Origin of the sequence: Phaeobacter sp. JH20_29, from assembly GCF_048056175.1 — a bacterium.
Classification (GTDB): Bacteria; Pseudomonadota; Alphaproteobacteria; order Rhodobacterales; family Rhodobacteraceae; genus Phaeobacter; species Phaeobacter bryozoorum.
Genome location: NZ_JAYMWO010000001.1, coordinates 1 through 22,585 on the forward strand (window position 1 = coordinate 1; position 22,585 = coordinate 22,585).

The 22,585-nt window shown below is 60.0% G+C and carries 22 protein-coding genes; 10 read left to right on the forward strand and 12 right to left on the reverse strand.

The genetic code is table 11. The annotated features are described in order from the left end of the window. The first annotated feature begins 94 nt into the window (after positions 1 to 94). From xylF to VWZ85_RS00020, 4 genes are all read left to right on the forward strand, one after another. Positions 95 to 1,120: a D-xylose ABC transporter substrate-binding protein gene (gene xylF, locus VWZ85_RS00005; protein WP_340547579.1), complete on the forward strand. Its 1,026-nt coding sequence runs from the start codon at positions 95 to 97 to the stop codon at positions 1,118 to 1,120. 117 nt (positions 1,121 to 1,237) lie between these two features. Continuing rightward, a complete protein-coding gene (locus tag VWZ85_RS00010; protein ID WP_416586236.1) occupies positions 1,238 to 2,539 on the forward strand; it encodes a sugar ABC transporter permease in 1,302 nt (433 codons plus the stop codon). Continuing rightward, positions 2,536 to 3,318 (forward strand): ATP-binding cassette domain-containing protein, encoded by a 783-nt coding sequence (locus VWZ85_RS00015; RefSeq protein ID WP_416535398.1) that lies wholly within the window; start codon positions 2,536 to 2,538, stop codon positions 3,316 to 3,318. The genes VWZ85_RS00010 and VWZ85_RS00015 overlap by 4 nt, the downstream gene beginning before the upstream one ends. Positions 3,319 to 3,441: 123 nt before the next feature. Continuing rightward, positions 3,442 to 3,870 (forward strand): MerR family transcriptional regulator, encoded by a 429-nt coding sequence (locus tag VWZ85_RS00020; RefSeq protein ID WP_416586238.1) that lies wholly within the window; start codon positions 3,442 to 3,444, stop codon positions 3,868 to 3,870. Here VWZ85_RS00020 and VWZ85_RS00025 read toward each other — a convergent pair whose 3' ends face one another. From VWZ85_RS00025 to VWZ85_RS00045, 5 genes are all read right to left on the reverse strand, one after another. Then, positions 3,871 to 4,239: a type II toxin-antitoxin system RelE/ParE family toxin gene (locus VWZ85_RS00025; RefSeq protein ID WP_416535400.1), complete on the reverse strand. Its 369-nt coding sequence runs from the start codon at positions 4,237 to 4,239 to the stop codon at positions 3,871 to 3,873. Continuing rightward, positions 4,223 to 4,498: a ribbon-helix-helix domain-containing protein gene (locus VWZ85_RS00030; protein WP_416535401.1), complete on the reverse strand. Its 276-nt coding sequence runs from the start codon at positions 4,496 to 4,498 to the stop codon at positions 4,223 to 4,225. Before VWZ85_RS00030 ends, VWZ85_RS00025 begins: the two co-directional genes overlap by 17 nt. 41 nt (positions 4,499 to 4,539) lie before the next feature. Further along, positions 4,540 to 5,262 carry a tryptophan-rich sensory protein gene (locus VWZ85_RS00035; RefSeq protein WP_416586240.1) on the reverse strand — a complete coding sequence of 241 codons (723 nt, stop codon included), beginning with the start codon at positions 5,260 to 5,262 and terminating at the stop codon, positions 4,540 to 4,542. 76 nt (positions 5,263 to 5,338) lie between these two features. Continuing rightward, a complete protein-coding gene (locus VWZ85_RS00040) occupies positions 5,339 to 6,895 on the reverse strand; it encodes a cisplatin damage response ATP-dependent DNA ligase (RefSeq protein WP_416586242.1) in 1,557 nt (518 codons plus the stop codon). Next, the gene (locus VWZ85_RS00045; protein ID WP_416553886.1) at positions 6,895 to 7,908 is read right to left on the reverse strand and encodes a ligase-associated DNA damage response exonuclease; all 1,014 of its coding nucleotides are present in this window, start codon (positions 7,906 to 7,908) and stop codon (positions 6,895 to 6,897) included. The genes VWZ85_RS00040 and VWZ85_RS00045 overlap by 1 nt, the downstream gene beginning before the upstream one ends. Positions 7,909 to 8,111: 203 nt before the next feature. On the opposite strand from VWZ85_RS00045, the gene VWZ85_RS00050 reads away from it, so the two are divergent. Continuing rightward, complete coding sequence (locus VWZ85_RS00050; RefSeq protein ID WP_416586245.1) at positions 8,112 to 9,446, forward strand: MATE family efflux transporter; 1,335 nt, start codon at positions 8,112 to 8,114, stop codon at positions 9,444 to 9,446. 11 nt (positions 9,447 to 9,457) lie between these two features. Here the strand turns inward: VWZ85_RS00050 and VWZ85_RS00055 are convergent, their stop codons facing one another. Together VWZ85_RS00055 and VWZ85_RS00060 are read right to left on the reverse strand one after the other, a co-directional pair. Beyond that, positions 9,458 to 10,435, reverse strand: a complete 978-nt coding sequence (locus VWZ85_RS00055; RefSeq protein WP_416586248.1) for a DNA topoisomerase IB — start codon at positions 10,433 to 10,435, stop codon at positions 9,458 to 9,460. Between the two features lie 76 nt (positions 10,436 to 10,511). Then, positions 10,512 to 11,891: an NAD-dependent succinate-semialdehyde dehydrogenase gene (locus VWZ85_RS00060; protein ID WP_416586250.1), complete on the reverse strand. Its 1,380-nt coding sequence runs from the start codon at positions 11,889 to 11,891 to the stop codon at positions 10,512 to 10,514. A gap of 188 nt (positions 11,892 to 12,079) precedes the next feature. Here VWZ85_RS00060 and VWZ85_RS00065 point away from each other — a divergent pair, with 188 nt between their 5' ends. Further along, positions 12,080 to 13,315 (forward strand): putative DNA modification/repair radical SAM protein, encoded by a 1,236-nt coding sequence (locus VWZ85_RS00065; protein WP_416586253.1) that lies wholly within the window; start codon positions 12,080 to 12,082, stop codon positions 13,313 to 13,315. Further along, entirely contained in the window at positions 13,315 to 14,763 is a 1,449-nt protein-coding gene (locus VWZ85_RS00070) for a UdgX family uracil-DNA binding protein (RefSeq protein ID WP_416586255.1), read from the forward strand. Before VWZ85_RS00065 ends, VWZ85_RS00070 begins: the two co-directional genes overlap by 1 nt. On the opposite strand, the gene VWZ85_RS00075 is transcribed toward VWZ85_RS00070, so the two are convergent. Genes VWZ85_RS00075 through VWZ85_RS00090 form a run of 4 tightly spaced genes read right to left on the reverse strand, consistent with a single transcriptional unit; the run spans position 14,760 to position 19,261 of the window. Next, positions 14,760 to 15,047 carry a hypothetical protein gene (locus VWZ85_RS00075; RefSeq protein ID WP_416535410.1) on the reverse strand — a complete coding sequence of 96 codons (288 nt, stop codon included), beginning with the start codon at positions 15,045 to 15,047 and terminating at the stop codon, positions 14,760 to 14,762. The genes VWZ85_RS00070 and VWZ85_RS00075 overlap by 4 nt on opposite strands. After that, positions 15,044 to 16,417: a polysaccharide biosynthesis/export family protein gene (locus VWZ85_RS00080; protein WP_416586257.1), complete on the reverse strand. Its 1,374-nt coding sequence runs from the start codon at positions 16,415 to 16,417 to the stop codon at positions 15,044 to 15,046. Before VWZ85_RS00080 ends, VWZ85_RS00075 begins: the two co-directional genes overlap by 4 nt. Positions 16,418 to 16,475: 58 nt before the next feature. Beyond that, positions 16,476 to 17,135: a YjbF family lipoprotein gene (locus VWZ85_RS00085; protein WP_416586260.1), complete on the reverse strand. Its 660-nt coding sequence runs from the start codon at positions 17,133 to 17,135 to the stop codon at positions 16,476 to 16,478. Further along, positions 17,132 to 19,261 (reverse strand): YjbH domain-containing protein, encoded by a 2,130-nt coding sequence (locus VWZ85_RS00090; protein WP_416586263.1) that lies wholly within the window; start codon positions 19,259 to 19,261, stop codon positions 17,132 to 17,134. The genes VWZ85_RS00085 and VWZ85_RS00090 overlap by 4 nt, the downstream gene beginning before the upstream one ends. A 127-nt stretch (positions 19,262 to 19,388) precedes the next feature. Here VWZ85_RS00090 and VWZ85_RS00095 point away from each other — a divergent pair, with 127 nt between their 5' ends. The 3 genes from VWZ85_RS00095 to VWZ85_RS00105 all read left to right on the forward strand — a co-directional run bounded on the left by VWZ85_RS00095 (position 19,389) and on the right by VWZ85_RS00105 (position 21,208). After that, the gene (locus VWZ85_RS00095) at positions 19,389 to 20,117 is read left to right on the forward strand and encodes a metallophosphoesterase (RefSeq protein ID WP_416545078.1); all 729 of its coding nucleotides are present in this window, start codon (positions 19,389 to 19,391) and stop codon (positions 20,115 to 20,117) included. A gap of 75 nt (positions 20,118 to 20,192) precedes the next feature. Continuing rightward, entirely contained in the window at positions 20,193 to 20,540 is a 348-nt protein-coding gene (locus VWZ85_RS00100) for a DUF3140 domain-containing protein (RefSeq protein WP_416544936.1), read from the forward strand. 14 nt (positions 20,541 to 20,554) lie between these two features. Then, complete coding sequence (locus tag VWZ85_RS00105) at positions 20,555 to 21,208, forward strand: aspartate-semialdehyde dehydrogenase (protein ID WP_340547599.1); 654 nt, start codon at positions 20,555 to 20,557, stop codon at positions 21,206 to 21,208. A 35-nt stretch (positions 21,209 to 21,243) separates the two neighbouring features. On the opposite strand, the gene VWZ85_RS00110 is transcribed toward VWZ85_RS00105, so the two are convergent. Then, positions 21,244 to 22,293: a DUF418 domain-containing protein gene (locus VWZ85_RS00110; protein WP_416595388.1), complete on the reverse strand. Its 1,050-nt coding sequence runs from the start codon at positions 22,291 to 22,293 to the stop codon at positions 21,244 to 21,246. Between the last annotated feature and the right edge of the window lie 292 nt (positions 22,294 to 22,585).

Here is a 22,585-nt window from a genome sequence, read left to right on the forward strand (position 1 = left end):
AAAAAAAATAATGTTAGGGATATCAGGACGGGCATGTGGCGTGGGGGGGACCCGATTGCCGCAGCAGCCCGCAACGACCCGAGGGAGGAAAACAATGAAATTCTTGAGTGGAGTCTCCGCACTTGCCTTTGCCGCCACCGCGAGCATGGCCCTTGCCGAAGATGTGACCGTTGGCGTCAGCTGGTCGAACTTCCAGGAAGAGCGCTGGAAAACCGACGAAGCGGCGATCAAGGCTGCGCTGGAAGCGAAAGGTGCGACCTATGTATCGGCAGATGCACAGTCGTCGTCGGCCAAGCAGCTTGCGGACATTGAAAGCCTGATTGCACAGGGCGTGGATGCGCTGATCGTTCTGGCCCAGGACGCTCAGGCGATTGGCCCGGCTGTTCAGGCGGCGGCGGACGAAGGCATCCCCGTTGTTGCCTATGATCGCCTGATTGAAGACAGCCGTGCCTTCTATCTCACTTTCGACAATGTCGAAGTGGGGCGGATGCAGGCCCGGGCCGTGCTTGAGGCCCAGCCGAGCGGCAACTATGTGATGATCAAGGGCTCGCCCACCGATCCCAACGCGGATTTCCTGCGCGGTGGCCAGCAAGAGGTCATTCAGGCGGCAATCGATAGCGGCGATATCAAGATCGTTGGCGAAGCCTATACCGATGGCTGGCTGCCGGCCAACGCTCAGCGCAATATGGAACAGATCCTGACCGCCAATGACAACAAGGTCGATGCCGTTGTTGCCTCCAATGACGGCACCGCCGGTGGTGTTGTCGCCGCGCTGACCGCGCAGGGCATGGAAGGTATCGCGGTGTCCGGCCAGGATGGCGACCACGCTGCGCTGAACCGTGTTGCCAAAGGCACGCAGACCGTTTCCGTCTGGAAAGACGCTCGTGATCTGGGCAAGGCCGCCGCTGAAATCGCGGTCGAAATGGCCGAAGGCGCTGCCATGGGTGATGTCGCGGGCGGTGCCGCCTGGACGTCCCCAGCGGGCACCGAGCTGACGGCGCGGTTCCTGGAGCCGATCCCGGTGACCGCTGACAACCTGTCGGTTGTTGTCGATGCCGGCTGGATCACCAAGGAGGCGCTGTGCCAGGGTGTGACCAACGGTCCTGCGCCCTGCAACTAAGCAGCTGCTGAGAGTTTCTCGGCTACTTCTTTCTAAACCGGCGCGCGCCCTCAGAGGGTCCCGATTGGATCGGGCGCGCGTCCCCCTTTCACTACCGCTGATCACTGGAGTTCGGATATGACCGAAACCACGTCTCAGCCGATCCCCGAACAAAACAAGCGTGGCCTGTTCCAGCAATTGGAACTGGACGTCCGCCTATTGGGAATGATCGGTGCCTTTGTCATCTTGTGCATTGGATTCAACATCCTGACGGATGGGCGTTTCTTGACGCCGCGCAATATTTTCAACCTCACCATCCAGACGGTCTCTGTGGCGATCATGGCCACGGGCATGGTCTTTGTGATCGTGACACGCCACATCGACCTGAGCGTCGGTGCGTTGCTGGCGACCTGCTCGGCCGTGATGGCTGTCGTGCAGACCGATGTGCTACCGGATATGCTGGGGCTTGGACTCAACCACCCGGCAACCTGGATCATAACCGTGGTGGTTGGCCTGACGATCGGCACCCTGATCGGGGCTTTTCAGGGATGGATGGTAGGTTTCCTGACCATTCCCGCCTTTATCGTGACCCTGGGTGGTTTTCTGGTCTGGCGTAACGTTGCCTGGTATCTGACCGACGGGCAGACCATTGGCCCGCTTGACAGCAGGTTCCTGATCTTCGGGGGCACCTCGGGCACGCTGGGCACCACGCTCAGCTGGGCTGTCGGAATCGTGGCCACGGCTCTGGCGTTGGTTGCCCTGTGGAACAGCCGCCGCGGCAAACAGGGCCATGGTTTCCCGGTGAAACCCGCCTGGGCGGAAGCGGTGATTGCAGGTGCGATTGCGGCGTCGATCCTTGGCTTTGTGGCCGTGCTGAATGCCTATCAGATCCCGGCGCGCCGTCTGGCGCGAATGATGGAAGCAGAAGGCAAAACCATGCCTGAGGGGCTGGTTGTCGGTTATGGCTTGCCAATCTCGGTGCTGATCCTGATTGCAACTGCCGTGATTATGACGATTATCGCCCGGCGCACCCGGTTTGGCCGCTATATCTTTGCCACCGGTGGCAACCCGGATGCCGCCGAGCTGTCCGGCATCAACACCCGTCTGCTGACGGTCAAGATCTTTGCCCTGATGGGATTTCTCTGTGCGCTTTCAGCGGTTGTGGCCTCGGCCCGTCTTGCCAATCACTCCAATGATATCGGGACTCTGGATGAGTTGCGCGTTATTGCGGCGGCCGTGATTGGCGGCACTGCACTGTCCGGTGGGTTTGGCACGATTTATGGCGCCATCCTTGGGGCGTTGATTATGCAGAGCCTGCAGTCGGGGATGGCCATGGTCGGTGTCGACGCACCGTTCCAGAACATCGTCGTGGGCACCGTGCTGGTCGCAGCCGTCTGGATCGATATTCTTTACCGCAAACGCGTGGGGGCCCGGATATGAGCACTGCAAAAGAGTTGCGCGCCGCAGGCGCCACGCCGCTGGTCGAGATGAAAGATATTTCGATCTCCTTTGGCGGGATCAAGGCTGTGGATCACGTCAGCGTTGATCTCTATCCCGGCGAAGTTGTTGGATTGCTCGGCCATAATGGTGCCGGGAAATCCACCTTGATCAAAGTGCTGTCGGGTGCCTACCAGATGGATTCCGGCGAAATCCGGGTCAATGGCGATAAGGTTGAGATCACCAATCCGCGTGATGCGCGGTCGCATAACATCGAGACGATCTATCAGACATTGGCGCTGGCGGATAATCTGGATGCGGCCTCCAACCTGTTCCTGGGTCGCGAGCTGGTTACCCCGTTTGGTCTGGTGGACGATTCCGCCATGGAGGCCGAATGTCGCAAGATCATGAACCGGTTGAACCCGAATTTTCAAAAATTCTCGGAACCGGTTTCGGCTCTCTCGGGCGGTCAGCGTCAGTCGGTTGCCATCGCGCGGGCGGTCTATTTCAACGCCAAGATCCTGATCATGGATGAACCGACTGCTGCCCTTGGGCCGCATGAAACGCAGATGGTTGCCGAGTTGATCCAGCAGCTGAAGGCGCAGGGTATCGGTATTTTCCTCATTGATCACGATGTGAATGCGGTGATGGAGCTTTGCGACCGGGCTTCGGTCATGAAGAACGGTCAGCTGGTTGGCACCGTCGATATTGATGATGTCACCGATGATGACCTGCTGAGCATGATCATTCTGGGCAAGCGGCCCGGCGAAGCTGCGGCCTAAGTCGCGACGTCGTTAACATCGGTCTGGAAGGGGCTGCCATTGGTGGCCCCTTTTCCATATTAGAATGGTTGCCCAGCCTATCGCAAAAACCTACATAAGATGTAGATTTTAGAAGGGTGATAGATGCTGACAATTGGGACATTGGGCAAGCGGACAGGCACGAAGGTGCAGACCATTCGCTACTACGAAGAGATTGGCCTTATGCCGGAAGCGGGGCGCACAGCAGGCGGGCAGCGTCGCTATGGCGAGAGTGATCTGGACCGGCTTTCGTTCATCCGTCACGCGCGACAACTTGGCTTTGGTCTGGAGGCAATCCGGCAGTTACTGAACCTCGCGGATCATCCGGGTCAGTCCTGTTCTCATGCAGATTCCATCGCGCAGAGACAGCTGAAAGACGTCGCTGATCGGATTGCCCGGCTGGAGGCCTTGCAGACTGAATTACAGCGCATGATCCGTGAGTGTGCCGGGGGAACCGTTGCCGAGTGCCGGGTGCTGGAGGTTTTGCGGGATCATTCCGAGTGCCTGACAAATCATGATCAGATTGGTGCCTGATCAGGGCATCGGGTTCGTTTGCTCGTGGCCGAGCGCACGGAGCAACATCCGGCGTTGATGATCCTGACCCCCAAAGAACACCGCCAATACGCGCAGCTGCTGTTCGGCTTCGTTCAGGTCGAAATAGAGGATGGCGCGCCCCTTTGTCACGCTGCGCAGTCCCGGAGCGATATCGCTGCGCAGGGTGCCCTGGTGCGGGGCGTTGCCCAGTGCCTCAATGGCCGCGTCAATCTCGTTCAGGCGGGCCGCTGCCCTGCTGAATGCGGTGTCCGGATCCTCGCCAAAGCCGATTGCCGCATCAAAGAGAAAGTCGAATATCGCGTCAAGATCCTGATCAATCGCCTCGGCGCGATCAACCCGAAAGACCATGTTCTGCCCGTTTGCGCGCCAGAAGATCGGCGGTCCTTCGACGCCCCTCAGTACCGCTGACAAAGGAGCCGCCGCGGCGCTCGGCGATCAATGCACGCAGGGCGGATGTCTCGGCGCGGCGGGCTTCCGTTTCTTCGCGCAGCAGTTCCAGACCCTGCTGCAACACCGCGCTGAGGCTTGCATATCGCCCTTCTGCCACCAATGTGCGGGCAAAGTCGTCCTGTGCTTCGGTCAGGGAGATGGAGGCTTTTACACTCATTTGCGCACCTGAGGCTCTTGTGGGTGACTATGGAGATTATACTACTCAGTAGTATTTATCAACCCGGCACCGGACAGGCCGCGCAGTGCAAGAGCGATCCAGCCGAGACCTGCCAAAGCAATAATGAGCCAATTATCGCTTCCCCATTGGTTAATGACAATCCCGCCGATGGCCCAGCAGATTGCGACGGTGTAAGTCCAGGCTGAGGGGCTGTCTGCCTGGACCAAAAGCCCGACCGCCAGCGCCGCCGTCAGGCAGATTACGCCCGCCAATTGCGGGTTCATCAACCCATATCCTGGAAGAATGATACTGATGGATACAGCTGATGCTGCGGTTAGCCATCCGGCATAGAGCCCTACAGGACCGCGTTTCCAGACCCGTTTGTTGCGGCCTGCGCGGCGCATAGCCAGGATCGCGGTAACTGTCATCGCGATGATCAGGGTTGTGGCAAGGATGGGTGAGCTGTTCGCGACCCAAAGCCAGCACACCCCGATGGCCAGGCTGATAGAGAGGGGTTTTCGCATCTCATGCCATGTTGAGCCCTCCGGCGCGCGAAACGCGCCAAATCCGGTTCCAACGATCAGCCAGATGTAGATCACGATCCAGATTGAAAAGGCCGGACCGATGGGTTGAATGACCGGGTCGGGCTGTGGATAGGGCAGTTGATCAGCTGTATAGCCGGTAAACGGGTCGGTTATCAGCGGCGCGGCGGCAAAGGCTAGGGCAAGGGCCAGTGTAAGATAGGCCATGGACTGCTTGCTCATGATATCGAACTCGCTTTCGTATGTAGGCGCCAACTGAGGGCGGCATCTGTGGCTATTCCGATTTGCTTATCTAGTCTTAAAGAAAGCTCCGAAGCTCCTCCAATGTTCCCGCTTCTAACGCTGGTTTATCGGTCCGAATGCGATTGATACGGGGAAACCGCATGGCCAGACCACTTTTGTGACGGCTGGATTCATTCAGACCTTCAAAGGCCACTTCCAGGACCAATTCGGGCTTCACCGCGCGGACTGGGCCGAACCGGTCTGTCGTGTTGTTGCGCACAAAGCGGTCCAGTTCCTTCAGCTCGGAATCGGTGAACCCGAAATAGGCTTTGCCGACGGGCACCAGCTTATCGCCGTCCCAGACGCCGAAGGTGAAATCGGAATAGTAGCCTGAGCGTTTGCCGTGACCGCGCTGCGCATAGAGCATGACGGCATCGACCAGCATAGGATCGCGTTTCCATTTGAACCAGTTTCCGCGTTTGCGCCCCGCGATGTAGGCGCTGTCGCGCCGTTTGATCATGACGCCTTCGATTACGCCTTCGGGTGGGTTGGCGCGAAGAACCGCCAGATCCTCCCATGTGCCAAAGGTGAGCGGGTGAGAGATGTCGATACGCGGATCGTTCAGGTCCGCAACACAGCGATGCAGCCGGGCCTGGCGTTCATCCAATGTCCAAGATCGCAGATCTTCACCCTCCCAGAACAGCAGGTCGTAGGCGCGCAGCGCGGCGGGATGGCTTGCCAGCATGGTTTTGCCCACCTTCTTGCGACCAAGCCGTTTCTGTAAATCACCAAAGGGCGCGATGATGGTGTCGCGCTTAACCAGCAATTCGCCATCGAGCGTGCCGTTGAAGTTCAGCGCTTCAATGACGTCGGGAAAAGCGCCTGAGATATCCTCTCCGGTGCGTGAATAGAGCCGCCGGGTGCCGCCGTCATTCACGGCCTGCACGCGGATACCGTCCCATTTCCATTCTGCAATGAAGTCGCCGGGAGAGAGGCTGGAAAGGTCGTTCAGATCTGTACCTGTGGACAGCATAACCGGTCGGAACGGCGCGGCGGCAAGGCTTTTTGGTTTGTCACCCCCTTCGAGCCAGGAAAACAGTGGCAGGTAGGGCGGCGTCAGCCCATGCCAGAGCTCCTCGATTTCCGCGACATCGACCTCGCCATATTGTGCCAGGGCGTTGCGGGCCAGTCGGGCGGACACGCCAACGCGCAGCCCGCCGGTGGCCAGCTTCAGGTAGGCATAGCGCTGCGACGGTGTCATCTGCGACAGGCGGCGGATGATCAGTGCCGGAAGCTGGGCCTTTGCGGTTTCGGACAGCTCCGTTACCGCCTCGGTCAAGGACAGATATGCTTCGCCGTCTGAGCGCGGCCAGATCAGGGCGACGGTCTCCGCCAGATCGCCCACGAAATCATAGGAGAGGCGGAACAGTTCTGGGTCAGTCTCTTGCGCCACCAGACCGCGCAACAGCGAAGGCGTCACATTGCGGAGTGATAGATCACCCGTAATCGCTGCGAGCGCATATCCGCGTTCAGGGTCCGGCATGGCTTGAAAGGCATGGAGCAGATGCGCCGTCTTACCGTTGCGAGACGGGGTAAAGGCGAGCTGCTCCAGAAGGTCTGCGAAGGCTTGCATCAATCTGCCTCTTCCTCATAGCCGACCAGCCGCAGGGGACGGGCGGCAATCTGGTTCAGCTCACACCAGCGAACCAAAGCATCCTCGCGGCCATGGGTCACCCAGACCTGTTTCGGGGCGAGTTCCCTGATGGTTCGGGTGAGATCCGGCCAGTCGACATGGTCGCTCAGTATCAATGGCAGCTCCACGCCGCGCTGCCGCGCGCGGGCGCGGACCTGCATCCAGCCACTGGCAAAGCAGATCACCGGATCAGGAAACCGCTGCGCCCAGGCCGCGGCAAAGGCCGAAGGAGGGCCGAGGATTATCTGCCCCTTAAAGGCGGCCTTGCCCTCCTTGGTGGTGGCCGGGCGCAATTCGCCGAGATCAATGCCCTGGGCGATGTGGTAGTCGCACAGGCGCTGAAGTGCGCCATGGATATAGATCGGCCGATCCCAGCCTGCCTGGCGCAACAACGCGATGACACGCTGTGCTTTGCCGAGCGCATAGGCACCCACAAGATGGCATCGCTCCGGCTGAGCAGCAACGGAGCGGAGCAGTTTTTCGATCTCGGACCGGGGGTCCGGGTGATTGAACACTGGCAGCCCAAAGGTGGCTTCGGTCACGAAAACATCGCATGGCGCGAGCTGAAACGGTGCACAGGCAGGGTTATCGACCCGCGCGTAGTCGCCGGAGACGGTAATGGCCGTGTTGCCGTCCTCCACGGTAATTTGACAGGAGCCAAGGACATGGCCGGCCGGTGTGAATGTCGCGCCGACACCCGCGATCGTCGTGCGATCATCGACTGGAACCGATGTGTCGCAAAACGCGTCGCCATAGCGGATCGCCATGATGTCCAATGTCTGCGGGCTGGCCCAGACCGTGCCATGCCCCGCGCGGGCATGGTCAGCATGGCCGTGAGTGATCAGCGCGCGGGGCACCGGGCGGACCGGATCAATGTAGAAATCACCAGCAGGACAATAAAGCCCATCGGGGCGCGGATGCAGCAGCTCTTCCGGTAGGCGTGGTGCATTCACGGCGCAGGATCCTTCATATTACTTCTAGGCGGTGTTCCAGGAAAGTTAAGCCAAACAGGGGTTTGGGCAAGGGGAGACCGTGCCGACGCTGACGAGCCGACGTCTTGCCATCCAGTGTGGAACCATCAAGAGGCTCAGGCGTTTTGCCTGCTATGGCGCAGTTTCCTGCGCTGCCGCTATTACCCAACCCGAGGAGAAGGCCCGTGGCGCAGAAGGATTTAACACAGGGCACTGTTTCGCGCGCTCTTGCTGCGGTCTCCGCTCCAATGTCCTTCGGGATTTTGGGCGTGTTGAGCGTTGGACTGGCAGACGCGTATTTCCTCGGGCAGCTGGGGGAGGCTCCGCTGGCGGCCGTCGGGTTCATTTACCCGGTGACCACGGCGGTGACGTCTTTGTCCATCGGCCTGTCCGCTGGAGCCAATGCGGCGATTTCCCAGAGCCTGGGCCGGGGCGACAGCGAGGCAGAGACCAACAGGCTCTCGGTGCATGCGATTGTTCTGGGTATGGTTGTGGCGGTGCTGGTCGCCATCCTGTTTTATCTAGGTGCCGCCTCGCTGTTCTCTCTCATGGGAGCAGGGGGCGCCGTCTTGGACGAGGCGCAATCCTATGTGCCATTCTGGGCCCTGTCGTTTCCTTTTCTGGTCGGCATGGCGCTGTTGAATGCGGTGTTTCGGGCCCATGGCGACGGGGCAACCTCGGCGGTGATCATGCTGGTTGCTGCGGTGCTCAATATCGCGCTGGACCCGATCCTGATCTACGGGCTCGGTCCTGTGCCTGAGATGTCCACGGCGGGCGCGGCGCTTGCGACGGCTCTGGCGCGCGTCCTGACCTTGGTGGGAGCCTTCACTTATGCGCTGCGGATTGGCGTTATTCGTCCTCCGCAGGAATTCGCCGATGGCATTGTCAGCTCAATACGCGAAGTCGTCAGGGTCGGACTGCCGGCGGCCTTCTCCAATGCGATCAACCCCGCCGGTATGGCGATGGTCACCGCAGCTGCTGCCACGCTGGGCGATACGGTTGTGGCTGGGCTGGGGGCGGCTCAGCGTGTGCAGTCGGTCGCGCTGGTACCCTTGCTGGCCCTTTCTGCGGGCATCGGACCGGTCGTCGGTCAGAACTGGGGTGCAGATGAACGGGATCGTGCGCGGCTGGCGGTCTGGCGGTCCTGGCAATTCTGTATCGGTTACGGCTTGGCTGTCGCGCTTCTCCTGACGGTTCTGGCGCCTTCAATCGCCGGGCTGATCGCCTCGGACGATGGAGCGGCGCAGAAGACCGCGCAATATCTCCGCGTCGTCAGCTGGAGTTTTCTGGGCTACGGCGTCCTGGTGACAGCAAATGCCGCGATGAATGCCCGGTCCAAGGCGCTCTGGTCCATGGGGCTGAGCTTGATGCGGATCTTTGTGGTCTATGTGCCGCTGGCCTGGCTGGGGGTCTGGCTGTTCGGCTATGCCGGAATTCTGGGCGCTGCGGTCATTGCGAATCTGGCGGCTGTGGCGGGCGCTTATTATGTCGGCCGCAAGACGGGGCTGGTGGGTCAGTGAGGGCAGCCCGATCAGTTTGTCGTCAGTAGTTCGAGTAGTCTGCCTTCACCCATGCGAAGTCCGTCGATACTATGCCGGGTGAGCGATTTGAGCCGTGCGGTGCGCGTGTCGTCGGGCAGTTCGGCCAATGCGATGACCTTCGGGTGAATGTAGCTGTTGCGCGCCATTGTCGGTTTATTGTGCAGCCGCTCCGCCGCTGCCTCCGCCATGGCTGAAATCGTGAGCTTGGGGGCATGCAGCGCCGTGCGAAAGGCTGCATGGGTCCCGTTCCAAGTGCGCAGCGTTTTTGCGGAGACGCCGTCACCGCAAAGGTTGGTCAGAACCTCCTGTACCTGCTCTGACCGGACGGCGCGTACGCTGCCGCCATCATCGAGCCAAGAGATGAGTTCACGTCCGGGCAGGTCCTGTGAACGCTCCAATATGCGTTGCAGGGCCGCGCCCCGGATCGACTTCTCAACTGTCTTGCCGCCTTTTGCGGTATAGCGCAGATGTATCGACTGACCGGAGAACTCGATGTGCCGTTGGCGCAGGGTCGTGGCACCGTAACTGCCGTTGTCCTCTGTGTACTGCGGGTTCCCAATCCTGAGTGAGCCGCGATCCATCAGGGCAAGGACAGCAGCGACCGCCGTTTCCTCCTCGCCTATGGTGCCGCTCAGCCTGTCGCTGATCCACCTGCGCAACTGCGGCAGGCTCTCGGCGAAACTGACCAAATTGTCGAATTTCTGTTCTGCCCGCAACAACTGCCACGCGGGATGGTAGCGATATTGCTTGCGATTGCGCGCGTCGCGCCCGGTGGCCTGCAGGTGACCATTTGCCAATGGGCAGAGCCAGACATCCGTATAAGCAGGGGGCACGCCAAGCCCGTTGAGCCGGTCCACTTCGGTACGGTCCCCGATGTGGCTGCCATCAGGCATATGATAGGAAAACCCGCGACCGCGACGTCGGCGCGAGATCCCGGGCTGATCATCCTTGCAATAGACCAGTTTCATCAGGTCGATCCACGTTTGGCGGGACTTCGGACCCGCAATGTGCGGGCCGCCTGTCGAGCTGGCGGCCCGAGTGGCGTCAGCTCATCACCATGACGGATTTTACATTCACAAATTCCTTCATGCCAAAGCCTCCATGTTCGCGACCATAGCCGGAGTCCTTGACGCCGCCGAAAGGCATGTTGGGGATTGCCAGGCCAAATCCGTTGATGAAGATCATGCCGGTGTCGAAATGATCGCGGGCGAGGGCAATCGCCTTGTCCGTATCTTTGGTCATGATGCCACCGCCGAGACCAAATCGGCTGTCGTTGGCAATGCGCATCGCATCCTCTGCGTCCTCGGCGCGGATCAATGCGGCCACCGGGCCGAAGAGCTCGTCGTCATAGGCAGGCTGGCCCGGGGTCACGTTTTCCAGAACGGTCGCCGGATAGTAGAAACCTCTGCCCTCTGGCATTTCGCCGCCGCAGAGGATCTTGGCACCGCCTGCGACACTGTCCTTGACCTGCTGATGGAGGTCATCGCGCAGATCTTTCCGTGCCATCGGTCCAATGTCGGCATCGTCACCCATCGGGTCGCCCGGGGTCACGTCTTTCATGGCGGCAACATAGGCGTCGCGGAATTCGTCGTAAATTGCGTCGACGACGACGAAGCGCTTGGCAGCAATACAGGTTTCGCCATTGTTATAGGTCCGCCCCTGCACGCAGGTCTGGACAGCTGCGTCGATATCCGCATCTTCCAGGACGATGTAGGCATCGTTGGATCCCAGTTCCAGCACGGTCTTTTTCACCGCTTCGGCCGCCTTTGCGCCCACTTTGCGGCCGGCGCCATCGCTACCGGTCAGTGTCACGCCGCGCACAAGGTTGTGGCTGATCAGCGCGTCCGACTGATCGTGGGAAATCACCAGAGCCTGGAACAGGCCATTTGGCAGGCCCGCGCTTTCGTAGATCTCCTGCAGCATCTGGCCCGAGCCGGTTACGTTGGAGGCGTGTTTCAGAAGTACGCCGTTACCAGCGATCAAGCTCGCGATTGAGTAGCGCACCACCTGGTAGGCTGGAAAATTCCAGGGCTGGATGCCGTAGACGACACCAATGGGGGAATAGAAGATATGCCCTGTCTTGCCACCTTGGATATCGCGCTCTTCGGGGGCGAATGCCGAGGGGGCCTCTCCTGCACTGTAGTCGCAGATGGCTGCGCAGAGCTCGACTTCCTGATGGCTCTGTTTCAGCAGCTTGCCCATTTCTTTTGTCATCAGTTCGGCAAGCTCATGCTTGCGCTCACGCAGGGCGGCCCCGATGGCTTTGATGACCTTCGCGCGCTCTTCTACCGGGGTCTGGCGCCAGCTGAGAAAGGCCTCATGGCAGCTTTGTACTGCAGTTTCCATCGCCTCGTCGCTCAGCAGGGAATAGCTGTTGAGGGTTTCTCCAGTGGTTGGGTTCACGGTTTGAATGGTGTCGGACATGGTTGACCTTTCTCTCTGACGGCAGGAGGGGAGTTCTTTGCCTATGGCTTGCAAGATCAACGTGGCTTGGTGGTTTGGGTTCCCGTCAATCGCCAGGACGTGAGGTCGCGGTTGTCTTTTGCTGGTTTGACCTAAGGTGCGCCGCTGGTTGGATTGCCTTCTTTGTGGTGGGAACATATACAGAACATATGACTCGACAAACGCTGGATCAAAAGCTCGCTATCCTCAGCGACGCCGCAAAATATGATGCGTCCTGTGCGTCTTCGGGATCGACAAAACGTGACTCCCGCGATGGGAAGGGCTTGGGCTCGAATGAGGGTACGGGCATCTGCCATGCCTACACGCCGGATGGTCGCTGCATCAGCCTGCTGAAGATCCTGATGACCAACTTTTGCATTTACGACTGCACCTACTGCGTGAACCGGGTGTCGTCCAATGTGCCGCGCGCGCGGTTTTCTGTCGATGAGGTTGTAAAGCTGACGATAGAATTCTACCGACGCAACTATATAGAAGGTCTGTTTCTGTCCTCCGGTATCATCCGGTCCCCGGATGCGACGATGTCAGATATGGTGCAGATCGCGCGAAAGCTGCGGCATGAGGAGAATTTTCGCGGATATATTCATCTCAAGACCATTCCCGATGCTGCCCCTGAATTGATTGCCGAAGCTGGGCTTCTGGCGGATCGGCTGTCGATCAATGTCGAGATGCCAAGCGATGCCGCCGTGCGTGAACATGCGCCGGAGAAAGATCCCGGCCAGATCCGCAAGGCGATGGGAGACGTCCGGATGCGCGCTGATGCAGCCAGGGAGGCGAGCTATACGGGCAGGCGTCCGCCGCGATTTGCGCCCGCAGGTCAGTCGACGCAGATGATCATAGGGGCGGATGGGTCAAATGATGCGACGGTGCTGGGGCAATCGACCCGGCTTTATGCAAGCTACAAATTAAAGCGCGTGTATTATTCCGCGTTTTCGCCCATCCCCGACAGTTCGGCCAAGCTGCCGCTGATCTCGCCACCGTTGCAGCGTGAACACCGGCTGTATCAGGCCGATTGGCTGCTGCGGTTTTATGATTTTCAGCTCGATGAGATCACATCGGTCACGCCGGATGGAAATCTGGATTTGCAGGTCGATCCCAAGCTGGCCTGGGCGCTGGCAAATCGCGAGATCTTTCCGGTGGATGTGAACCGGGCCAGCCGGGAACTGCTGCTGCGGGTTCCGGGGTTCGGGGTCAAAACGGTCACGCGGATCCTCAGCACGCGACGGCATCGGATGCTGCGATACGAAGATCTGGTTCGTATCGGGGCCTCGATGAAGAAGGCGCGTGCCTTTGTCGTTGCTGGCGGGTGGACACCGGGCGGTTTGACCGACAGCGCGGATTTGCGGGCCCGGTTTCTGCCGCCGCCGGAACAATTGGCCCTGTTTTGATGTATCATGCTGAGATGCCCCCGATCGGGACGGCAGAGGCCTGGCGTCGGGCGGCGCGAGGGTTTCTGGCGCAGAATATCCCACCTGACGCCATCCTGTGGAACAATGAATGCGCCGCGCCGGATCTATTCGCCTCAGAGGCGCGACCGCCTTCAGGCGGAGAGGTCCAGGTCCCGCGCAGCTTTGTTACCCTCGCCGATAAGGTCGTCTGGCATAGTGATCCGAACCGGTTTGCCCGGCTCTACGGGTTTCTCTGGCGCCTACGCAGTGAACGCGGGTTGATGAGCGATCAGGCTGACGCGGATCTGGCGCGATTGCGCCAGATGGAAAAATCGGTGTCGCGCTGTCAGCACAAGATGAAGGCCTTTGTGCGGTTTCGGGAGTTGGGTGCCGCTGACGCGCCGCGCCGATCTTTTGCGGCGTGGTTTGAGCCGACACATCACACGGTGGAGCCGACCGCTACATTCTTTGCCCGCCGCTTTGCCGATATGGACTGGCGTATTCTGACACCTGACGTGTCGGCCATATTCGAGGGTGGGCAACTCAGGTTTGAACCGGGGCAGCCAAGGCCCGACCTGCCGGAGGATGCGAGCGAGGCGCTGTGGATCACTTATTTCTGCAATATATTCAATCCGGCGCGGTTGAAGGTGCAGGCGATGCAATCGGAAATGCCCAAGAAGTATTGGCAGAACATGCCGGAGGCCGTCGCTATCCCTGACCTGATCGCCTCGGCCCCGGCGCGGGCGCGGGCGATGGCTGAGGCGGCACCAACTCTGCCACCGTTGCGGGCTGTGCGGGTACAGGCCCGACTACCTGCGGCCAACCCTGTCTGGCAAGGAGCAGCTGGGGGTCTGCCGGAGGCCATCAACAGCTGCACGCGCTGCCCGCTCCACCGGTCGGCCACGCAGGCGGTGCCCGGTGAAGGGCCGACAGATGCCGCGTTGATGATCGTCGGCGAACAGCCCGGTGATCACGAGGATCTGGCGGGGCGTCCATTTGTTGGCGCCGCCGGGCAACTGTTCGACCAATTGGCCGCGGAGGCCGACCTGCCGCAACAGGCAGCCTACGTCACCAATGCGGTCAAACATTTCAAATTCACGCCAAGAGGGCGCAGGCGGATACATCAGCGGCCCGATGGATCGGAGATCCAGCACTGCAAGATCTGGCTCCGGGCCGAGCTGGAACAGGTCCGGCCGCGGTTGGTCCTCGCGCTCGGTGCCACCGCGACGCAGGCTCTGTTGGGATCAGGTGCGGACATTCTGCGGCGGCGTGGCACCATCGAACATCGCGCCGACGGCACGCCGGTATTGATCACCTTGCATCCATCGTATCTGTTGCGGAGCCCAGATCCTGAGCAGCGCAGCCGTGACACCGAGAGCCTACGCGCGGACCTTCGCCTGGCTGCCGATTGGTTGCGCATAGATGCGGTGAAGCATCGGCGCGACTAATCCGTACTGGTCGTGCTGGTCGAGCCGGAGGCCGCAAGTCCCGCCACCAAGGCAAGCCCCAGCAGGCCCATAGCAGGTGCGATCATTGGGGCAAACTGGCCCACGACCGGCTCAACGAGCAGCAGACATTCGTCCTCTTCCGCATCCCGTTCATCCTCGCACTTCAGCTGATCATCGTCCTGCTTAACGGTCTGAGCAGCACCGGGTGCCCCGAGCAAAGACAGGACCATCAAAGTGATGATCATAAGGCGGGTGACCGGTCCTGTCGATGTCAGGTCGGTCAATTGACTGCTGCCGCAACAGGTGTGGTGATCAGCGACGGGGTGATCTGGCGCAGGGTGCGACCCCATTTTGTGACCGGGTTTTCGGCCACAAAGATCACGTCATCGGGGCGCAGCTGAAATTTCGTCGCGAGTGTCAGATTGGCGGCGCTGCTGGCATTCAGATGCCAGGCGGTAACCGCGCCGAACTCGCGCGGATCGCTGGAGGCGCGCAGCACATAGACCTGCGAGACGTCACCGGTTTCGCGGGCTATTCCACCGCCCGCATCATAGAGTGCATCGGCCAGCGTGGCCTGACGCTCATACGGCAGGGGGTATCGTGTCTGATTGTCGACCTCCCCGGCCAGATAGACGTAATCGCGACCATTGGCACCCAGAGCCTCGCGGGCTTCGAAGGTGCTGCGTTGCTCGGCATTATCACTGCGGCGGAGGGTGATCGCGGTGTTCAGCTCGCTCAGCTCCTGCGCGCGGGCAGCCAGAGTTGTCTGCTTCAGGCGAATTTGCTGTTCAAAGAAGCGTTCGGCCCGGTTTAGGTTGAAGTCCGTGTCGACAAATACCGCATCGCCGGAGACAAGACGGATGTTCTGCAGGTCGGGGCTGGCATAGAAATCCGTCAGCGGGATCTGGTAGAGGTCGCCGTCGCGGTAAATCCTCACCGAGCTGACATCAATATCTGGGACGGACACGCTGCCTGCGGCGGCAAGGGCTTCGCTGAGGTAGAGCGGCGTCAATGTGATCGGCAGCACGCCAGGTTTGCCGACGGCACCGCCAACCGAAACGCGGCGTGAATTGAACTCGGCGATCTCAAGGCTGAATGTCGGATCGAATTGCGCTTCGACCAGTTTCTGAAACAGCAGCTCTTCGGCATCTTCGATGGTCAGCCCGCCGATGCGGATGCGGCCGACGTCGGGTATGTTGACAGAGCCATCATCCTGCACGGTATAACCGTTGCGGCTGTTTTGCGCGGCAAGCAGGCCGGTGAGCTGCTCAAGCGTGTTGCGCGTGGACGGTGTCGCCAGCATCACGACATCACCAACCCCGATCTGATAGGGCATCTGCGGTACGGAAGGGGGGGGCTTCAGGGCGAGGCGTTGATTGCGCGCACCTTCCTGAGTTGAGGGTGCCTCAGGCAGGCGGCCCGCCCCGCGGCCAACCAGGCCCGCGCCGGTTCCCGCTGATCGTGCATAGGCATCCGGAAGGGATTGCGGCGCATAAGGCGCGCGGTTGGCCTGGATCACGGTTTCGCCATTCAGCGGAACCACACGCACCTGCGTGCCATCCCCGGCGCCGGGGATGACGTCAGAGCTGCGGTAGATGGTCGAGCATCCTGCCAGCGCAATTGTGGCGCAGCAGATCATAGAAATCAGGCGCAAGGTCTTTCCTCCGGTCGGGGTGGGGTAGTGTTGGTCGGATGCGATAGGGGTGTGCGGATCATGGTGTCACTCGCAGTCGCGTTGTCATATTGCCGATAAACGGCCCGGTCCACTGGCGGCTTTGGATCAACCTGTTGTCTGATGACCGCAGCCAATAGAGGTTCAGGAACCGCTGCTCAGGGTTTTGGCAGTTTTCGACCATCAGACGGCTCGCGATCTGCTGGTCGCCATTGGTCAGGGTGCGGGGGCCGCGATCCTTGATTTCGCAGTGATATGTCCGGGTCTCAACCTGGTCGTTTCCGGTCAGATAGCTGTGAAAGCGCAGCGCCGGACCTTCTGCATGTGCAAAAATCCGTCCACGGGATTGATCCTGTTCAACGGCCATAAGACCGATACCGAAGCCACGGGTTGCGTGCAGCAGCCCCCGGTCGGTTTGCAGGCTGGCGCCGTCCGAGGACAGCCAGGTCACCAGTCCCGCCCGCTCCGTCTCCCGAAGCATCACGCCGCTTCTTCCTGTCTGGAGAAAGCCAACCTGCATCTGTTGTGCGCCAGCCTCGGCCAGCTCCGCGACGCGAGGTGTGGCAGAGGAGAGACCGCCCTGCCGCAGCTGCTGAAGGGTCAGGATCTCACGCTCGTCATTTGTGCAGGCTGCGAGGATCAGGCAGCCAATCGCAGCGCTGCTGATGACCAGGTGGTGGAGCTGTCGGGTGATCGTCATCTGGAGTAACGCCCCCATTGTGCGGCAAGCGCGCGCCCACGGCTGTCGCGCACTTTTTCATAGAGACGTGTCTGCAGGTTGAGCCGCGCGCCGCCATCGCGCAGCACGGGGCGGATAACCTGCGTGATACTCTGTCGCGACGGTTTGCCGGTGAGCCAGGCAACGGGCACCTCAACACGGATGCCCTTGTCAAAGGAGCCTTCGCCGAAATCCTCGGAAGATGTATCGGTCAGCGTTGCAAAGGCCCCAACCTTGAAACCGTTGTTGAATTCACGGTCGATGGTGACGGTGGTGCCCCAGTCACCAGCCAGATACCGGCCCATATCGACCTGAACATGATAGTCGCCGCGCATTTTGTAATAGACCGAGGCATGACCGGTCACGACGTCGTAGTCCTGAAATCCGAACTGGACGTCGAAATCGCGTTGCCGGACATAATTAAGCTCGGCTCCTAACGCCAGGCTGCTGCCAACGGGGAACCACAACACCTCTGCCGATATGCCGCCAAACATCTGCTCGAGATAGCCTGCAGTGACGCGCGCAAACAGATCCTGGTGCGGGCGCCAGACGTAATCGGCTGTCAGATGGCTGAGGCGCAGATCGGATTCCGACGCATAGCGGGCCCAGTCCGAGCGGACCCGCGGCAAGACCGAATTTGACGCGCGGGCGGAGGCGTCGAGATTGCCGATCACCGGTTGGCGCAGCTGTCCGGCAAAGGTCAGGCCGGGCGCAGGTTGATAGGCGGCTCGCAGTTCCGCCCCGACTTCGTAGCGCAGCGGCTCATCTGGATCAAAGAAAGACAGTTGTGTGTAAGGCCCGAAGCGATAGGTGAACCGAGGGAAGGCGTCGATGCCAGCGCTGTTGGGGATCGGCTCTGGGGCGTCTTCGATATCGGCACGGGCAAGGCTGCGCCAGGCGCCATCCAGATCGTCTTCCAGCTCGTAGAGGTCGTTGCGCTGCGTGGTGACGCGGGTCGTGGGCAGGCCGTTCTCGGCCAGCGTGACCTCAAACTGTTGCAGATGCGGAGGCAGGGTATTTGCCATAACGCGATTGGTCCGACCGACAGCCTGCGCGGAGGCGCCGTAGCGCATGTTCTCCACCGTGATCCGCGCTTGGCTGCCCACGCGTTCGAAGCTGAGCAGCCGGATGCCCTCGGACTCAAGCTGGGATTGCAGCACGCCGTAGAGCCGGGCAGGCTCGGCGGATCCGGTTTCGGCCTGGGCGAGGTTCCAGCTGGCCAGGGCGACCTGTTCTTCCGGTTTCAGCGCAGGCGCGGCGGCTCCCTGACCGCCGGGAGCAGCGGCGCGGCGCGGATCAAACGCATAGCTCAGCTGAACGGCGAGGGCCGATCCGTTGAGATAAGAGCCGCCCAAAGTGACTCCGTTGTCGAAGCGGTAGGATGCGCCGATGTTGACAGGTGAACGGATGTCATTCAGCCCACGTTGAGCTTCGGCTGAATAGGTGTCGGAGGAATATTCGGCGGTCAGCGACCAATGCGGAGTTACATCCCAGCGCAGACCGCCAAACAATGCGGCGTCGCCGCGGAACCAATTGCCAAAGTCCAGTTGTCCGGTTGTGGATATGCCGCCGGCGTTTGAATCTTGTCGTGTATCAAACCGCCCATCGAGTGCCGTCAGTGGATTGCGCTGCCCGCCGCGCCCGGCAAGCCGACCCCAGCCAATCCCGCCGGTGACGGTCAGATCGGGAGTGACATGTTTTGTGGCCACGACGTATTCGCTGGCGTAGACGCCGGTCCCGCCGAAATCCCGCAGGCCAAGGGCGATAGCCGGTCCCGCCGCGGTTTCATCGCGCAGTTGAAAATGGATATCAAAGCTGCGGTCATACCGGCTAAGGTCGACGCCGGCGTCGAAACCGCGCAGAAAGCTATAGCGAAAACTGCCGTAGATATTCGGCAACATCTGAAACGTCAGGGTGTTGCGGCTGGTGTTCTCGAAGTTTGAGGTGGTCAGCGCGATGGTTCCGTCGGGCAGAACCTCTGCGGTCGGCATATCGACCAATCCGGGCGTTCCATATGTCGATAGTGTCTGGGCCGGAGCCTGAATGGCACCCAGCGTGCCGCTGAGCGTACCCAGGCAGCCAATCATAAGAATTGCGTGTCCCCGCATTCCCACCCAGCCTCGACGTGCCCACCTTTTTCGGCGGTGCTTCTTCACACTGCTCCCAACCCCGCCTAACACTAGACCAGCAGATTTGCCGGTTATGACAGCATCAGGCCCCCAGGGAGCAGCGATTATGTTCAAAAGGTTAATTACCGGAATTCGGCGAAAACCACAAGATTTTGCAGCTCTCAATCCAGAATTGCGTTTTTATGTTATCGGCGATGTTCACGGATGCGACGATCTGCTGGCCCGCCTTCTGGAGCGGCTTGATCCGGCGCTGCCTCTGGTCTGCCTGGGCGATTACATCGACCGCGGCGAACAGAGCGCCGCAGTTCTGCGCCGTCTCATGAACCGGCCGGATACAACTGCCCTGATGGGAAACCATGAAGCCATGCTGCTGGATTTTCTGATCGACCCGGTTGCACATGCCGCAATCTGGCTACGCAATGGCGGGCTGCAAACGCTTGCGAGTTTTGGTGTCACCGGCATATCGGAGCATTCATCGGCCGCCAGTTTGGAGCAGGGAGCGGCTGCGCTGCGCGCAGCGATGGGTCCAGAGATGATCGCTTGGGTAGAGGGTCTGCCCACCTGTTGCCAATCCGGTAATATATTCATGGCCCATGCCGGTGCGGATCCGGGCGCTCCGGTGTCAGAACAATTCCGGCAACAGCTGCTATGGGGTTGCCCAGATGCCCGCAAGGGACGCCGCAAGGATGATATTTGGGTTGTTCATGGCCATTGGATCGTCACTGAGCCTACTGTTGCCGACGGTCGGATCGCCTTGGATACTGGTGCCTTCGCAACCGGGCGGCTGACAGCTGCTGAAATCGATCTCGGCACAGTCAGGTTTATCTCCACCTGAGGCGGGCTGTACCGGCCATCGGAACGAAACCGGCTCTTGCGCGTTTCTCATCGAGCGGATCTGGGAGAATGGGTCATGTCATCCAAAAGCAAAGCCGAAATCTGGGACCAGTGGAAAACAGCCGTCAATATGGCGCCTGCTGAATTGGAGAGCTGGCTGGAGACCGAAGAGAGCAAATCGGTTGGCGACAGTGACAACGGCGAGTCGACGGGACATGCGTCTGGACGTCGGATCGTCAAGATCAAACGCACGAACAAGGATGACCTGAGTCAGGAGGACTATGAACACATGGCTAAGGTTGTTGGCTATGTCAGGCGACATTGCGCCCAGGGCGGACCCGAGGACGACATTGAAAACAGCCGGTGGCGATACTCGCTGATGAACTGGGGGCATGATCCGTTGAAATCCGATGGGTGTTCCTGACATAGGAGAGGCCAATGACCACAGCGAAGAAAAACGACCCTGAACTCTGGGAAGAAGTGAAAGAAGACCTCACCAAAAGCGGCAAGGGCGGCGAACCGGGGGAATGGTCGGCCCGCAAGGCACAGCTGGCCGTCCAGGAATACAAGCGCCGTGGTGGTACCTATGCCGAAGATGGTCCCGATCAGGAAGATACTGACCTCAATCAATGGAGCGAGGAGGACTGGGGGACCAAATCCGGGGCCGATAGCAGCGAGACCGGGGAGCGATATCTGCCAAAAGAGGTGAGGATGATCCTGACCGAAAAAGAATACCGGCGCTCGACCCGAAAGAAGCAGAGCGATACCCGCGATGGCCAGGAACAATTCTCCGACCAACCAGAGGATGTGCAGGAGAAGGTCGCGCGTATCAAAGAAAGTGGCCCAACCTATGACATGCTCTATGAGCGGGCACAGGATCTTGATATCGCAGGTCGCTCGGATATGGACAAGGATGCCTTGATGATGGCGATCCGCAAGGCAACGGATGAGAACGGGCGCGCCAAGGGCAGCAAGGCTGCCTTGAACGCCCATACGAAGGCGGAGCTTTATGAACGGGCGCAGGATCAGGGGATCTCGGGGCGCTCCGACATGTCCAAAGCCGATCTGGTCGATGCGCTTGCCAAATCGTAGGCGCTGCTTCTGGCAGGCGTTGTTGGTGTCGTCGGCTACCCGGCCAATTTGCGCATAGCCATCTCGACCGGGCCATGTTTGGCGTAGCGTGACCAGAGATAAGCGTAAACCGTCGCGGCAGCGCAAAAAACAAGGGCTGCTGACACGGCCGTTTCGGGGGATTGGCCGCCCAATAGCCCCATCTCTTCCAGGATGCCCATACCGATCAGAATATGAGCCAGATAGAGCGTCAGTGTCTGGCGCCCAGCGGGCGCAAGTGCCTGCATCACGCCAATGCGGGTTAGAATTGGTGCAAGCAGGAGACAGCCACCGATCACCACACATGCGGTGGAAAGACCAGCAACCATATAGAGCGGCATAGGAGGAATTGGCAGTGTCGTCGCCAAATCGGCCAGGTCAGGGTCGACTTGGCGCAGGCTTTGGACGGCGATGGCGCTCGTCTTTTCAACTGCGGCGTAGGTGATGGCTCCGAAGAAGACCAGATAGATCTGGAACCGCCGGTTTTGCAGCGGCATTCTGGACAGAAGAACGCCAGCCAGGAGAAACGCCAGCCACGGCACGACGGGGTGCCAGCCGTTGAAAAACAAATGGCGCAGGAAACCACGGATCGTCCAGAGATCGGAATAGGAGTAGAGCTGCCAGTCCCAGCCGGTGTCGTAGTCCAGGACGAGGATCATTGCCGGAAACATCAGGATCAGCATCACGATGAGCCAGACGAGGCGCACTGTGGACGCACCGAGTAAGACCGCTCCGAAAAAGAAATATACCGCATAATAGTGCAGGATATCTGCCTCAAAGATCAGCATGTTCACCATCCCCAAGCTAAGCAGAAATGCAGCACGCTTTAACGTCGTCGCAGTGATGCTGGCGGTTGCTCTCCTTGCCGCCAGACCAAGCCCGACACCGGCAAGAACGACAAAGCAGGCCGCCGCGCGCCCTTCAAGCGCCGTACTGAGCAGCGCAACGAGGCCGCTGCCCCCCTCAGCCCCCATGGCAATCTTGAAATTTACGATGACCATTCCGACGAAGGCAAAATAGCGCGCAAGATCTAGGCCTTGCAGACGGGCGGTGGATGAAGGTTGCATTCCAAGTCCGTAATTGAATGAACGTACGTTCACTAACTGGGCCGTGCGAGCCAAGCTTTCAACCCCGGCAGGCAATTCTTCACTGATTAGCTCAGATGAGGTATCAGAATTGCTTCGCCCGGGATCGGTCACCACAGGCGGTAGGCCGGATAGATGCGATGCCCGAAAGGATACGATGAGCGCGATACGAGTGAAACGCGCGTATATCGATCCTTGACTAGAATTTTCGAGGCATCTTATCATGTGAACCATCGCGAACTTATGCTGAGTTTGCGATATATTGACCGGTTGG